We start from the raw sequence: 13226 nt of genomic DNA on the forward strand, positions 1-13226 counted from the left end.
AGTTTTAGAGGTTTAGGTGAGTTTAGAGCAGGAGCAGCTCCGGCACCAATATCTGGAAGCCATCGGTGTTTCCAGTTGGCTGCCTTGTGCTGCTTTACCCGGCGCTGCGGAATCGCCTGACTGGGTCAATGATTTTCAGTACCCAGCGCCGGAGATACCTTTTCAAACCGATCGAGCTGTAAGTGCGCGCGCCCAGTTGGGCTCGGTTAAAGGTGGTTTGTCTCCAGAAAAGGCTGCTACTGATTCTGCAGTTCAGAAACAGGGAATGTCTGCGGCCCGTGCTGCGCTAGGGTTGTCGGAACCGTCTGTTCCTGACGAGCCTGCAGGCGTAGCCGATGACAGCGCTGTTGAAAATGTAGTCGCACCTGAATCGGTATCTCAGTCGCAGAGCATCGAAGAAATACCGGTATTTAAGCTGGCCTTTCAGCGAATTGGTGAAGTGCTGGTGGTTGATAGCTTGCCACCCCAAGGGGGAGCTTTTGGGGATAACTATCAAAGGCTCGCTCAGGCAATTGTGACTTCGATTGGTTTGAGCGGTGAAGTGTCACAACCTTTCATGCTTCCCTGGCCGATGTTTGCCAGTAAGACTCTGGATCAGAGTAGAACTCAGGCGATGATTGCCGTGCAGCACAAACTCAATAAAGAGTTAGAGGGTGCCGGAATCAAAGCGGTTCTGCTGTTTGGCGAAGTGGCTGCTCAGATGGTTATGAATCGTGATGAAGGTCTGGATGAGCTGCACGGTGTGGTGCTGACTGTAACGTCTGGTGCTAAGTCTGTAGCTACGCATAGCCTAACTGAAGCGATGCAGATTACGGGTGTTAAGAAACAGATATGGTCTGATCTGCAGCCCCTGATGGCTTCTCTATAATATGCCCGAGTTAATCCAGTTGAGTTCTGAATACTCCGATGCCTTACTGGAAATGGAACAACGCTGCTTTACCTCTCCCTGGAGTGCTCAGCGTCTCAATGAGTATCTGACCCCATCCCCACGAAAGCTAGCTTTAGGACTGTATGAAAATGGCCTGATAGGTTTTGCCATTTTTTCCATTATCCTTGATGAAGCGGAGCTGTTACAAATTGCTATATCTCCTTTGGAACAGCGTAAGGGCTGTGCGCTAAATCTTTTAAAAGGTTCTCTTGAATCGCTTAAAGGGAAAGGTGTGGTAAAACTGATGCTTGAGGTAAATTCGACCAACCTTCCTGCTGTAGGCCTCTATAAACGGATAGGTTTTAAAGAGGACGGTGTGCGCAACGGATACTATCCATCTTCCCTTCCTGGAGGGGATAGAGAAGATGCGATCCTTATGAGCTATCAGTTGGGATAGGCTTTTCTCTTTCTATTCTTGATACAGTTCGAATCGGTTACGGCCATTTTCCTTAGCTTGATAAAGGGCTTCATCTGCTTGCTTTATTAGAGCATTAGGCGTTTCAGCCGCGAAGCGAGTGCTGCTTATCCCCATGCTAACAGTGACTCGATCTGCCACAGTGGAAAATTCGTGCTTCAAATTAGCTTCTTTTAGTGCATCTAAGATTTGTAAGGCGACGGTTTCAGCGCCTGATAAATTTGCATCGGGGAGTATGATGGCAAATTCCTCACCGCCATAGCGGGCCACCAGATCATGTGAACGGTTAAGGCACTTTTTCAGTGTTTTGGCGACCACCTTAAGGCAATCATCTCCCTGCTGGTGCCCGTAATTATCGTTGTAAGGCTTGAAATAGTCGATATCGAGCATAATGGCAGCGAGTTCTGTTTGATCTCGTTTACTGCGTTGCCATTCCTTCAGCAGATTGTGCTCTAGGTCACGGCGGTTAGATATTTTAGTCAGAGGATCCTGAGAGCTGAGCTTTTCTAAGCGGGCATTCGCTGAATCCAGGTCCTTCTTCATTTTGGCAATACGTTCCATCGCCAGAATTTTTGCTTTTAATACAATAGGGCTAACCGGCTTGGTCAGATAATCATCCCCACCGGCGTCAATCCCTTCTTCATAGTGTTTTTCATCACTTTGCCCGCTGAGAAAGATAATTGGAAACCAGTTATCGGGGAAACGATTACGAATTTCGCGGGTGAGTTCAAAACCGTTCTTTCCGGGCATCTCTACATCGGTTAGAACCAGATCTATACCGCCCTGATCAAGAATAGGCAGTGCTTCTTCTGCGTTGGCAGCGGTGATGGGATTGTGCTTTGCATCTTTGATTACAGCACTAATTATTTCTCGAATAAATCGATCATCATCAACAACGAGTATGTTCATCCACTATACCTTGTGACCGGCATAATCCGTTGCCGCATGATGTGTATCAAAAAGAGTACATCCATAGCTTAATCATATGCGTAAAGAATGAATGTTCAATGTAAAATAGTAATTATTTCGTCGAAGAGACAGAAAATGGGATTCTCGGAAGGCTTAGTAAATAGCTATTGGCTGTTTGGCAGTGCGGTAGTTTACATATTTGTACTTTTTGCAGCGTTCAAAAGTGCTCCGTGGCGAGTGATTCTACAAAACAGAATTCTCCAGCATATGCTTTTTGGAGCGACTGCTTTACTCATGGCGTTGTGGTCTATGAGAGCAGGTATATCACCCGGCCTTGAGATTCATTTCCTAGGTATGACCGTTATGACATTGGTGTTTGGCTGGGATCTGGCGGTCATTTCTGCGTCTATTGTGCTTGTCGGTATGGCAATTATTAGCAAAGAAAGCTGGGATGGCTTATTTGTTAATGGGGTTTGCTCAGTTTTATTACCTATAGCCGCAACATACTTAGTGCTTAAATTTACCGAGAGAAAACTGCTCAAGAACTTTTTTGTATTTCTGTTTGTCTGCGGTTTTATTGGGGCAGGTATTTCAACAGCGGTATCAGGTATGGCGACCAGTATGGTCTTAGTCATCGATGGCGTTTATGACCTGAACAAAATCTACCACGAGTATATACGCTATCTACCATTGATCATGTTCCCTGAGGGGCTAATGAACGGGATCTTTTTAACAGGAATGCTGGTTTTTCACCCTGACTGGGTTCGTACTTTTGATGCTAAAGGCTATATAGATGATCAATAGCTCAGCGTTTAACCGGTCGTTTGGCGAGTTTTCGTTGTAATGTCCTTCTGTGCATACCTAATGCTCTGGCAGTAGCAGAAATATTACCCTCATTTTCATTCAGTACTTTTTGGATATGTTCCCATTCCAGACGATTTACGGACATCGGTTGTTCGGTCAGCTCAACATCCGCATCGGCTTCGACCTTGTGCAGCGCGTTTAATATCTCATCCGCATCAGCGGGTTTAGGTAGGTATTGGGTTGCGCCAAGCTTAATGGCTTCAACTGCTGTAGCGATACTTGCGTACCCAGTGAGCATGAGGATTTTCATGTCGGGGTTAGCAGAACGAAGGGAAGGTATAACACTCAGCCCTGAATTACCCTCCATTTTCAGATCAACGGTTGCATAGTCTGGGATCCAGTGCGTGATAATTTGCTCGGCTTCTTCTGCGCTACGAGCTACCTGAACCTCAAACTCGCGGCGGCTCATCGCACGAGATAGCACACGGGTAAATGCTGGATCATCGTCGATAATTAAAAACCGTTCACTCATGATGCTTCCTTATGGGTAAAGTCACTTCGGTCAGAGTTCCACCATTGGGGTGATTGTAAAGCCTGACATCTCCAGCGTAGCGTGCCAGAGTCGTAGCAGTCAGGAATAAGCCGATTCCCAGCCCTTTCCCTTTCGTTGTGACAAAGGGTTTGCCCAGGTTTTCGCTTTGCTCAATGCTAATGCCGGGCCCTTTGTCATGGATTCTGAAGAAAACATGCTGTTGATCCCAGTCGAGTTCAATTGCAATGTCTTTTGGCTGGGCATCAGCAGCATTGTTAAGTAGGTTTAACAGCGATTGGCGTAATGAGGTTGAACAATTCAAAGAAGGCGAGTCACCCTGACCTGAAACGAGCAGAGAATAGCTGACCTCCGGTCTCTGTATCATCAATTGTTCGATTGTCTCATCAATAATGAGTGTTGCGGCCATGAGTCGGGTCGATGACTGTTCCTGTTTTACGCTTTGTGCCATCTGCTTTAAGCGTTTAGCACAAATATCGGTTTGCTGGCGCAGTAGTTCAATGTCCTCGAGAAGTTCTGGGTTGGCTTGGTGTTCGTGCTCTAGCTCTTTCAACAACACCTGCATAGTACTTAAAGGGGTGCCGAGCTCATGCGCAGTCCCTGCGGCCATGGTCGCTAAGGATAAAAGTTGCTGATCCTGAATCCGCTTTTCACGCTCTTGCTCGAGCTTTTCTTGCTGTTTTTGCATCGACTGTTGCATGCGGACAATAAAATATGTGACGACTAATACCGTGAGTAAAAAATTAATCCACATGCCGACAATATGAAAATCGAACAGCTCCATCACCCGATGTTGATGGTTGTTCTCAAGTTGTATCAGGGGTTCGTAGTAAAATAGTAAAGAACTGTATATAACGACGACCGTTATCGCTACGAGCCAAACGTAGCGCTTCGAAAGTGTTGCAGAGGCGATAATGAGCGGAACCAAAAGCAGGAAAATAAATGGGTTCGTAGCGCCTCCCATGTGAAAAAGAATCGCTCCATAGAGGCTCATATCTGCAATAAGCTGAGTGAAAAACTCGGGCTCAGTAACGGGCCAGGGGGACATTAAACGGGCGTAGGTAATCAGATTTAATAGTGCTAAAACGGCCAGAGCGGGGCCGATCAGCCAGATATTAAGTTCAGCTTGAAGTCCATAAATTGCGAAGATGACAGCAAGGCACTGACCGAAAAGTGTCACTGTACGGATATAAGAGAGTTGTAGCAGGTTCTCGCGATGATTGGCCATAAACAGATTATACCTTAGGGCGAGGCTAAACAGGCGAGGCAAAATGTCGCAGTTGAGGTAATTTTATTCAGTAAGAGTATAATGCCTGCTTTCCTCATAAGACTACCGATTTTGACCAATGAGCATCTTGCAAGAAGAAGTTAACCAGCGCCGCACGTTTGCAATTATTTCCCACCCCGATGCGGGTAAAACGACCATTACTGAAAAACTTTTATTGTTCGGACAGTTGATTCAGCAAGCGGGGAGTGTAAAAGGGAAAAAAGGCGATCGCATGGCAACGTCTGACTGGATGTCGATGGAGCAGGAGCGTGGTATTTCGATTACCTCATCGGTCATGCAGTTCCCGTATAACGATCGCATGGTTAACCTACTGGATACTCCGGGCCACGAAGATTTCTCCGAAGATACTTACCGTACATTAACCGCGGTTGATTCTGCGTTGATGGTCGTGGATGGTGCTAAGGGTGTCGAAGATCGCACCATCAAATTGATGGAAGTGTGTCGCCTGCGTGATACGCCAATTTTTTCGTTTGTTAACAAGATGGATCGCGAAATTCGTGATCCAATTGAGTTGTTGGACGAGATTGAAGAGGTACTAAAAATCGCAGCTGCACCGATCACCTGGCCGATCGATATGGGGCCGCGCTTTAAAGGTGTGTACAACCTCTACACAGATACAATTCATGTATTCCAGCCTGGTAAAGGCCATACCATACCAGAAGACGTTCAGGTTAAAGGTCTTGAGAGCGATGAGGCAAAAGCGCTTTTAGGTGATATCTACGAAGACTATCTTGATGAGGTAGAGCTGGTTCGTGGCGCGACGCATGAGTTCGATCAAGAAGAGTTTTTAGCGGGTAAGCTGACACCTGTTTTCTTCGGTACGGCTTTGGCTAACTTCGGTGTACGTGAAATGCTCAATGATTTTGTTGAGTGGGCTCCCGCGCCGATGCCGCGTGCGACGCTAACACGGGAGGTTGAGCCAGACGAAGATAAGTTCAGTGGTTTTATCTTTAAGATTCAAGCAAATATGGATCCTAAGCACCGTGACCGTATTGCCTTTATGCGTATCTGTTCAGGAAAATATTCCAAAGGTATGAAGATGCGGCATGCGCGTATCAAAAAGGATGTTAAAATCGCTGATGCGGTAACCTTTATCGCAGGTGATCGTGAGAATGTTGAAGAAGCCTGGTCCGGCGATATCATTGGTTTGCATAACCACGGTACTATTCAGATTGGTGATACTTTTACAGCAGGTGAAGACCTTAAATTTACCGGTATCCCGCACTTTGCCCCAGAGATGTTTCGTCGTGTGCGCCCGCTTGATCCTCTGAAGATGAAGCAGCTTCAGAAAGGTCTTCAGCAATTATCGGAAGAAGGTGCGGTGCAGCTTTTCCAGCCACTAAAGAATAATGACCTGATTTTGGGGGCTGTGGGTCAGCTTCAGTTTGATGTAGTTGTCTTCCGTCTTAAGGATGAATATAAGGTGGAATGTAAGTATGAGCCGATCAGTGTTCAGACAGCACGTTGGGCTGAGTGTGAAGATGACAAGATGCTAGCGGATTTCCAGAAGAAGAATCATGATAATCTGGCAATTGATGGCAGTGGTTTGTTAACTTATCTGGCACCTACCCGGGTGAATCTGAGCCTGGCTCAAGAGCGCTGGCCAGAGGTGCAGTTTAGAGCAACCCGAGAACACTAATTTTGATTAATCAAAGAAGCCGCCAGCAAATCTGCTTGCGGCTTTTTTTGTATCTGCTTAAGCTGATTCTATGAACTTAATCGATACCCATTGTCATATAGATTTCAGCGTATTTGATGAAAAACGTAGTGACGTTATCACCGAAGCTGCAAGGCTTGGCGTGAGTGATATTGTAGTGCCTGGTGTTACTGCCGAGGGTTGGGGTAAGTTGTTACAGGTGGTATCTGAACATCATGCTTGTCGTTTACACCCTGCATTAGGCCTGCATCCGTGCTTTATGGATCAGCATCAGCCAGAAGATCTTGATAGGCTTGAAAAGTTAATTGAGAAAGAGAGTGTCTGTGCAGTAGGGGAAATAGGTTTAGATCTGTTTATTCCTGAGGCTGATCTGCACGGTCAGCTTTTCTTTTTCGAAAAACAGTTAGAGCTAGCAGCAAAATATAACCTTCCCGTGTTGTTGCATGTCAGGAAAGCACATGATCAGGTTCTCAAGCTCCTAAGGCGCTATCGCTTGGACAGAGGAGGGGCAGTACATGCTTTTTCAGGGAGCCTTCAGCAGGCACGACAATATATTGCACTTGGTTTTAAGCTGGGTTTAGGTGGTACTGTGACCTATGAGCGAGCTAGGAGACTACGGCGGATAGTAGATGAGCTCGATTTGAGTCACTTCGTTTTGGAAACCGACGCGCCGGATATGCCATTGGCGCCATATAGGAATGAGCCTAACAGACCCGCAAGGGTCAAAGAGGTAGCCGATGTTGTGGCTAGCTTAAAGGGTATAACGACAGAGCAGGTTGCCGTTTCCACAGCACGGCAAGCCTGCACACTGTTTTGCTTTGAGTCCTAGTTGTATAGGTCTCTTTCAATAACTTCCAGTGTTCTCCATACCGTCTGCGTCATTTCGTTACGGGGAATTCTGTAGAGTCGACCGGTTGTGCCTTGCTGTGTGCTTTGGTAACTGCCATCCTGGGGGTTAAGGAGCATTCGAATTAAGGAAATAGGATAGTTTGGCCCCGCAATCGGTTTTCCGTAAGCTTGTTCAATCGGCGTGAACTTATCCTGAGCAGAGACAATTTTTGTCATGTCTTTACACTTGGATGTGTTCCCTAAACATAAATATTTATATTTGGTATCTATCAGGTAGTAACTGGTATCTTTCGGGGTTCCCTGATCAGATTTCATGGTATCTAGACCTAAGCAGCCGGTTAAGGTCATTGCAGTGATCAGTAGAAGGCCTTTACGGAGCATAGCTTTATCCTTTAAAACATATCTTCGAATGGGTTATCACAGTCAAGGCTAACAGGGTTGGCATACCCCGGTAGCTTTATCTGACGATCAGTAATTTGCAGGTCTTCACCTTGAAGAACATTATTATCGTAAAGATAGATTGGCTTGGATTCGCCTTGAATAGCCGCCTGGTCATAAGCTTGCGCTGATTGACGAGTGACCGTTAGTTTATCTTCGTATTTCGCTAATTGCTCCTGGCTATAGCGCTTTTTCAGCATAGTCTTCACGATATGTGGTGCGAGAACTGGCGCTGAGGCGTTATTGCCACCAAAGCCTTTCGAGTTAAGCAGTACGCTATCGATTCCTGTGCGGCCTACCTCGATATGTTGATTACTGAGTTTCAGGTTGCTTTGGTGCACATCTTCAGCAAACTCAGGTGTGGTAACAATTCCTGGGATATAGCCATATGCCCATGTTCCTAACGAAGTGCTTAACTGATCGCCACCGGCTGTGCCCTGAGAGTGACCTAAATAACATTTCACCGCTGCTACGGGCCAATTCTGGATACCAAAAGCTTTTGCTGTTTCGTTGATTACATGAGACTCAGTCACTCGGTTTTGAGGTGTGCTGGTACCGTGTGCCTGGACGAAGCTTCTTTGCTTAAGGGATTCTTCACCGAGCATCTTTCTTACTAAAGATGCTGATTTTGCCAAGGTCACATAGTTGCCAACACCAGGAGCGGAGATAGATTTCTTATGTCCATCTGCATTAACGAATACTTCAGGAACGGCACCGTAGATCTCTGCACCTAGTTCGATAGCAAGATCGTCACTCATCAGAAGGACGAACTGGCTACTTTCGCCGATGGTGAATCCGCAGTTGTTGCCAAAGGGACGGCAGGCTTTTCGATAATCGTTATCGGTGAGTTTGGATAACCCATCTAATGCAAGCAGATCTTTGTCTTCAGCGAGGGCACCCATAGCGCGGAAGCCTTCGATTATCTCGGGGGTGACGGGGGCATCGCTGCCACCAATTAATGCAACTTTACGTTTTCCTGAACGGATATCATTTACGCCGCTTCGAAGGTTATAAAGGAATGTCGCACATGCGCCCAAAGCGCCACCAGTCGTCCCAACGTTGCCAAGAATATAAGCATTCACAAAGTCCGCAGGCATTTGTGCATAGCCTAAAGGCATCTGCTTGGATGTTGTTCGCTTACCGATGGCCGGGAATTTAGTTAGCCCGCCAAAACCAAAGTCGTCCAATTGACCAATTGAGTTACTGGCGTAAACCGCTATTTGGTCAGGTGCTACATGTTTGGCAATAGTATCAAAGGCAATACCTGTCGATGACAATGCATCAGATGCTGCAAAAACGGTCATCTGCAGGTTTTTAGGATGATTGCGTGATTGGTAAAGTTTGCCAGGTTGGAACCCGCTAGGCAGTTGGCCCGCCGACTGTACCGGAGCCGTTTTTGTGTCAGGAAGGATTGCTTCCAACTGACCGCTAACTTCAATATCAAATTGGCCGGGAGTGGTTTCCGTTACAGACCAGTGATCAGGGATATTCTGCGGCATCTGACGCTTGCGAAGACGGAACTTTAACGAATTGTCTCCGCAATTAAGCGTTGCTGCTTTGTTGAACATTACTTTTTCAACGTCGAAGCAGCCTTTCTCTACTCTGCGGATCAGTGTGCTGTCTAAAAGTTGTTGTTTTAGAGATTCAACCAGTTCCAAGGCGTCACAGCTTGCACCGCTCTGGTTGATATACTTGCCTTCGTTGCAAGTCGCAAGACCGGTCAGAATAGCCAGATCAGTCAGGGTTTCTGTTCGTGATTTCTGATCTAGCTTATCTAGAATCAGACGTCGGTATGCGTGATGAAATGAGGCACGTCCAGCAGGGTTGATACCACCAAAACCAACAATGACAGGGAGCTGGGACAATTGATTCTCCTCGAGGGGTAAAGCTACAGAAACCAATGATGCAGAGCTAAAATGAACTTATTCTGATTCTATGCACCAAAACAATCTCAACATTTTATCGGTGTTTCCCTTTACTGACTAGCGTCAATGATCTATTTATCCATTTTTTAGTCAGTGATTGTTCAGTCATAATGTGGCTCAATTCAGGGAATGAACGATTCTTAGGAGTTAAACATGAAAAAGCTGGTTTCTGTGGCCGTTGCAGGTCTTCTTTTAGCAGGCTGTCAGACAATAGATCCTTACACCGGAGAGCAAAAGGTAGGTAATACCACTAAGGGCGCCGGAATTGGTGCGGTGGCCGGTGCTGTTCTTGGTATGGCGGTTTCAAGTAAAGATGATCGTGGCAAAGGTGCTCTGACAGGGGCTTTGGTTGGGGGTGCTGTTGGTGGCGGTATCGGATACTACATGGATCAGCAGGAGGCGCTACTTCGCCAGGAGCTCGAAGGTACGGGCGTGCGAGTTGAACGAATTGGTGATTCCATTCGTTTGATTATGCCTGGGAATATTACCTTTGCTCTTAATTCTGATCAGATTGCACCAAGTTTTTATTCGGTCCTTGATTCAGTGGCTAAGGTGTTGGTTAAGTTTGATCAGACGGAACTCAACGTAGATGGGTTCACTGATAGTACCGGCTCATTCGAGTACAATCAGCAGCTTTCCGAAAGAAGGGCCGCACGCGTCGGGGATTATTTAGTGAGCTCAGGTATCTCGAGACTGCGTATCAATGCTAAGGGCTATGGCGAGCGTTATCCTATTGCTGACAACAAAACGGCAGCGGGACGTGCGCAGAACCGCCGAGTAGAAATTAATATCAGCGGTACTCGCCGTTAAGTTCTGGGTGCCTGGAGAAGATTCTTCAGGCGCCCCTTAGCTATCTTACCTCGCGATAGCAAGGTCACCAGGGCGGATGTTGAATGATTCAGCTGCTGACGTAAGACGGCCTGAAGCTGTGTTCATTTGTACATCTTCAATGATAAGCGTTTGCTGAGTGTTAATCAGATCAGTAGTCGCCCGCATATCGTTGCCGAAAAATGTAGATTTTCGATAAACCGTCATCTTGTCGCCACGCTTGATTCCATGGCGTTTGCCTGAATTTATCCACAACTGCTTATCAAGAGTTCTGGTAATTTGGGCTGTGAAAGGCTCGCAATGAAGGTCTGTACTTAGATTCTCGATAATCTGCTTTTCTAGTTTATTAACCTTTTGCCCATAATCCTGCTTTCGAAAACCGGCTGTGTTGAAGCCTGTTTTGATCGTGCGGTCGAGATTCCATAATCCGGCTGTTTGATATTGTTTTTGGGCAACTAAATTTCCCGAATAACCATCGTAAACAAAAAAGCTGATATCGAAGTTTCTCAGGTGCTTTTTGCTTTTATAGTCCAGACGGTTGTAGAGATCGACAAAGTAGTTGTCTTCAGTGTGAGTGCGAGGATCAATCATTGATACGTCATTGATGATTCCGCTGACAATGTAGTTGGGAGTGCTGCCGTTCAGTTGTGAAGTTACTGCATTTATAGCGCGTTCATCCAGCTGGTCTGGCAGGCTTGCCGGGTTGGTAAGAGAAATGTTGAGCTTGCTGATGTTGTGGGCAACGATTCCGCTTTCCTTTTGCGCATGTTGGCTAAGGCTTGCTGAAAAATCACTGCTGATATTTTGTAGTCCGCCCAGGCTGAGTTGTCTGAGGTTGGTTACCGGAAAAGCTGTAAAAGCGATAGATTTTGAATATTGGTTTGTTACGCCGTTCTCGCATCCTTGATCAACAAGCACATCCGCTCTAATTCTGATCTGTAAGCGATTTCCGATCACTTTTTCATCGACAATTTCGATGTTGCTCACTTTACCTAAAGTGCTGATCTGCATGTTATCGATCTGCAGGATGCCGTCACGAACAATTTGACTACTGGAAACGTAGACAGCCGCTTGCATTGAGGCTTGCTGAGAGGCATCGAGAATGGCCGCTTCACGAGCCGAACTTATATCGTTGTTATGAATGATGGCCATCCCTTCTGCTTCGACAATCGCACTTAATGCAATTCGTGGCATGATAAGAAGGATGCAAAGCACTGTAAGCCGAATGAGCAAATTAAACATATTCCACCTGTGACCGATTACTCTATGAGACGGTATGCAATTGCTATAGTGTTGTAAATGGTTGTTGGGGATATAGTTTTGGTTTGGCTCCCCAAATGAATATGTTAGATTGTGAAGCTTAACCCCATAGTTTGGAAGGTCGGGATGAAAAAAGTTTTACTGCTGGTGTTTGTTGCCATGTTGAGTGGGTGCCTTCAGCAGATAAAAAAGGAAGATGCTCCCCCTGAAAGGGTTCATATTGAGAGTATGAGCCCTGAAGTTGTAGCGGAACTTCACAAGTTGGAAGAGGCGCATATTGCAGAAAAAGAGGCCTTGTTGGATAAAGAGCAGGCGATGCTGCAGCGTCAGGTGGTTCAGGTAGATAGTTTACCTAATGGTCTTGATCCTCTAAGTGAAGCCGTGGCGCAGATGGCTGTGCAGATGAATGTGGGGTTGCAGCAGAATAGAGTAAAGCGTTTTCCTGTGGCGGTTGTACCTTTTACGAACCTTCACAATGAAAGACGTGTCGGGCGCTTTGGTGAGCGCTTGGAGCAAGCCTTTATCTACCAGTTGCAACAGCATGGATACAATATGGTGGATTACCGTGCAGCGGGCTTAACTACATCGACCAAACAGCCGCTATCGAAACAAAATCTATCGGCGCTCAGGGTGCGTTATAAAATTTACTTCCTGGTTACCGGAACTTATGCACAACATTCTGACGGAATGGTAATCAATGCGCGGGTTATTGATACAACAACACGGCAGGTTCTTGCTACAGGGCAAAGCCATGTGTCGAACGCGCGCCTTGAAGGTGGTATTCCAGGGTACAACCCTTTAGAAGCCCTTAATAAGGGGATGATCATAGAGAACCGTGGTGGGCCAGTAGGCAGGTAAATGATGAAAATTGTCAGAGATAAACTACACCGTCTGTTAAGTGCCTCAGTGCTTGTGCTGATACTTTCTGCTTTGCAAGGATGTGAGACGGCAGTAGAAACAACCATCGATATGGTCGAAGCCTTACCGGATATTAACTTTCCTACCCGTGTTGAAGAGCCGAAAGAACCTAATTGGGTTCGTGCTACAGGGTATGCTCCTATTAGCCTTCAGCCTGGTCAAACCAAACAGCATAAAATTCTGATGGCCATGCGTGCTTCTAAGTTACGCGCTTATCAGGAATTGGCGGGCGTTGTGCATGGGCAGTATATGTTCGGCACGACGACAGTTCAGGATATGGTCCTGCAGAGTGATCAGTTTAAAACCGCTGTGTCAGGTATCGTAAGGGGGGCGAGAGTGGTGAAAACCTTTCCTGTGCAGGAAGATACTTATGCGACTACCCTGGAAGTGGATATGAATCAGGTGCAGCGTGCCTGGATCAGCAAGTAAATATCTTTAGATCATAAAAAAGGGAGCT

Annotated in this window: 14 protein-coding genes; 8 read left to right on the top strand and 6 right to left on the bottom strand. The window is 46.3% G+C overall.

What is annotated here, in order from left to right:
- Window positions 1–16 precede the first annotated feature (16 nt).
- The gene (locus MED92_RS13115) at window positions 17–868 is read left to right on the top strand and encodes a uracil-DNA glycosylase family protein (protein WP_007022042.1); all 852 of its coding nucleotides are present in this window, start codon (window positions 17–19) and stop codon (window positions 866–868) included.
- A 1-nt stretch (window position 869) separates the two neighbouring features.
- The gene (rimI, locus tag MED92_RS13120; protein ID WP_007022043.1) at window positions 870–1325 is read left to right on the top strand and encodes a ribosomal protein S18-alanine N-acetyltransferase; all 456 of its coding nucleotides are present in this window, start codon (window positions 870–872) and stop codon (window positions 1323–1325) included.
- Window positions 1326–1337: 12 nt separating this feature from the next.
- On the opposite strand, the gene MED92_RS13125 is transcribed toward rimI, so the two are convergent.
- On the bottom strand, window positions 1338–2252 hold the full coding sequence (locus tag MED92_RS13125; RefSeq protein ID WP_007022044.1) for a GGDEF domain-containing response regulator: 915 nt from the start codon (window positions 2250–2252) through the stop codon (window positions 1338–1340).
- A 135-nt stretch (window positions 2253–2387) separates the two neighbouring features.
- Here MED92_RS13125 and MED92_RS13130 point away from each other — a divergent pair, with 135 nt between their 5' ends.
- Complete coding sequence (locus MED92_RS13130; RefSeq protein ID WP_007022045.1) at window positions 2388–3056, top strand: energy-coupling factor ABC transporter permease; 669 nt, start codon at window positions 2388–2390, stop codon at window positions 3054–3056.
- A gap of 1 nt (window position 3057) precedes the next feature.
- Here the strand turns inward: MED92_RS13130 and MED92_RS13135 are convergent, their stop codons facing one another.
- Both MED92_RS13135 and MED92_RS13140 read right to left on the bottom strand, forming a co-directional pair.
- The gene (locus MED92_RS13135) at window positions 3058–3588 is read right to left on the bottom strand and encodes a response regulator transcription factor (RefSeq protein WP_007022046.1); all 531 of its coding nucleotides are present in this window, start codon (window positions 3586–3588) and stop codon (window positions 3058–3060) included.
- Entirely contained in the window at window positions 3581–4834 is a 1254-nt protein-coding gene (locus MED92_RS13140) for an ATP-binding protein (RefSeq protein ID WP_007022047.1), read from the bottom strand. The genes MED92_RS13135 and MED92_RS13140 overlap by 8 nt, the downstream gene beginning before the upstream one ends.
- A gap of 118 nt (window positions 4835–4952) precedes the next feature.
- Between MED92_RS13140 and MED92_RS13145 the strand changes: the two genes are divergently transcribed.
- Window positions 4953–6533, top strand: coding sequence for a peptide chain release factor 3 (locus MED92_RS13145; protein ID WP_007022048.1), 1581 nt, complete (start codon window positions 4953–4955; stop codon window positions 6531–6533).
- A 70-nt stretch (window positions 6534–6603) separates the two neighbouring features.
- Entirely contained in the window at window positions 6604–7380 is a 777-nt protein-coding gene (locus MED92_RS13150) for a TatD family hydrolase (protein ID WP_007022049.1), read from the top strand.
- Here the strand turns inward: MED92_RS13150 and MED92_RS13155 are convergent.
- Together MED92_RS13155 and MED92_RS13160 are read right to left on the bottom strand one after the other, a co-directional pair.
- Window positions 7377–7781, bottom strand: coding sequence for a hypothetical protein (locus MED92_RS13155; RefSeq protein WP_007022050.1), 405 nt, complete (start codon window positions 7779–7781; stop codon window positions 7377–7379). The two genes, MED92_RS13150 and MED92_RS13155, sit on opposite strands and share 4 nt — an antisense overlap.
- A gap of 11 nt (window positions 7782–7792) precedes the next feature.
- Complete coding sequence (locus tag MED92_RS13160; protein WP_007022051.1) at window positions 7793–9703, bottom strand: beta-ketoacyl synthase; 1911 nt, start codon at window positions 9701–9703, stop codon at window positions 7793–7795.
- A 213-nt stretch (window positions 9704–9916) separates the two neighbouring features.
- Between MED92_RS13160 and MED92_RS13165 the strand changes: the two genes are divergently transcribed.
- Complete coding sequence (locus MED92_RS13165; protein WP_007022052.1) at window positions 9917–10573, top strand: YiaD family glycine zipper/OmpA-like lipoprotein; 657 nt, start codon at window positions 9917–9919, stop codon at window positions 10571–10573.
- A 45-nt stretch (window positions 10574–10618) separates the two neighbouring features.
- On the opposite strand, the gene MED92_RS13170 is transcribed toward MED92_RS13165, so the two are convergent.
- On the bottom strand, window positions 10619–11833 hold the full coding sequence (locus MED92_RS13170) for a flagellar assembly protein T N-terminal domain-containing protein (protein ID WP_007022053.1): 1215 nt from the start codon (window positions 11831–11833) through the stop codon (window positions 10619–10621).
- 144 nt (window positions 11834–11977) lie between these two features.
- On the opposite strand from MED92_RS13170, the gene MED92_RS13175 reads away from it, so the two are divergent.
- Window positions 11978–12709 (top strand): FlgO family outer membrane protein, encoded by a 732-nt coding sequence (locus MED92_RS13175; RefSeq protein ID WP_007022054.1) that lies wholly within the window; start codon window positions 11978–11980, stop codon window positions 12707–12709.
- Complete coding sequence (locus MED92_RS13180) at window positions 12710–13198, top strand: LPP20 family lipoprotein (protein ID WP_007022055.1); 489 nt, start codon at window positions 12710–12712, stop codon at window positions 13196–13198.
- Window positions 13199–13226 lie beyond the last annotated feature (28 nt).

It is taken from the genome of Neptuniibacter caesariensis (genome assembly GCF_000153345.1).
Lineage (GTDB): Bacteria > Pseudomonadota > Gammaproteobacteria > Pseudomonadales > Balneatricaceae > Neptuniibacter > Neptuniibacter caesariensis.

What these genes read in the sequence shown, in the direction of transcription:
- rimI (WP_007022043.1), top strand. Translation starts at nt 870, where the DNA reads ATGCCCGAGTTAATCCAGTTGAGTTCTGAATACTCCGATGCCTTACTG.
- MED92_RS13125 (WP_007022044.1), bottom strand. Translation starts at nt 2,252, where the DNA reads ATGAACATACTCGTTGTTGATGATGATCGATTTATTCGAGAAATAATT.
- MED92_RS13130 (WP_007022045.1), top strand. Translation starts at nt 2,388, where the DNA reads ATGGGATTCTCGGAAGGCTTAGTAAATAGCTATTGGCTGTTTGGCAGT.
- MED92_RS13135 (WP_007022046.1), bottom strand. Translation starts at nt 3,588, where the DNA reads ATGAGTGAACGGTTTTTAATTATCGACGATGATCCAGCATTTACCCGT.
- MED92_RS13140 (WP_007022047.1), bottom strand. Translation starts at nt 4,834, where the DNA reads ATGGCCAATCATCGCGAGAACCTGCTACAACTCTCTTATATCCGTACA.
- MED92_RS13145 (WP_007022048.1), top strand. Translation starts at nt 4,953, where the DNA reads ATGAGCATCTTGCAAGAAGAAGTTAACCAGCGCCGCACGTTTGCAATT.
- MED92_RS13150 (WP_007022049.1), top strand. Translation starts at nt 6,604, where the DNA reads ATGAACTTAATCGATACCCATTGTCATATAGATTTCAGCGTATTTGAT.
- MED92_RS13155 (WP_007022050.1), bottom strand. Translation starts at nt 7,781, where the DNA reads ATGCTCCGTAAAGGCCTTCTACTGATCACTGCAATGACCTTAACCGGC.
- MED92_RS13165 (WP_007022052.1), top strand. Translation starts at nt 9,917, where the DNA reads ATGAAAAAGCTGGTTTCTGTGGCCGTTGCAGGTCTTCTTTTAGCAGGC.
- MED92_RS13170 (WP_007022053.1), bottom strand. Translation starts at nt 11,833, where the DNA reads ATGTTTAATTTGCTCATTCGGCTTACAGTGCTTTGCATCCTTCTTATC.
- MED92_RS13175 (WP_007022054.1), top strand. Translation starts at nt 11,978, where the DNA reads ATGAAAAAAGTTTTACTGCTGGTGTTTGTTGCCATGTTGAGTGGGTGC.
- MED92_RS13180 (WP_007022055.1), top strand. Translation starts at nt 12,710, where the DNA reads ATGATGAAAATTGTCAGAGATAAACTACACCGTCTGTTAAGTGCCTCA.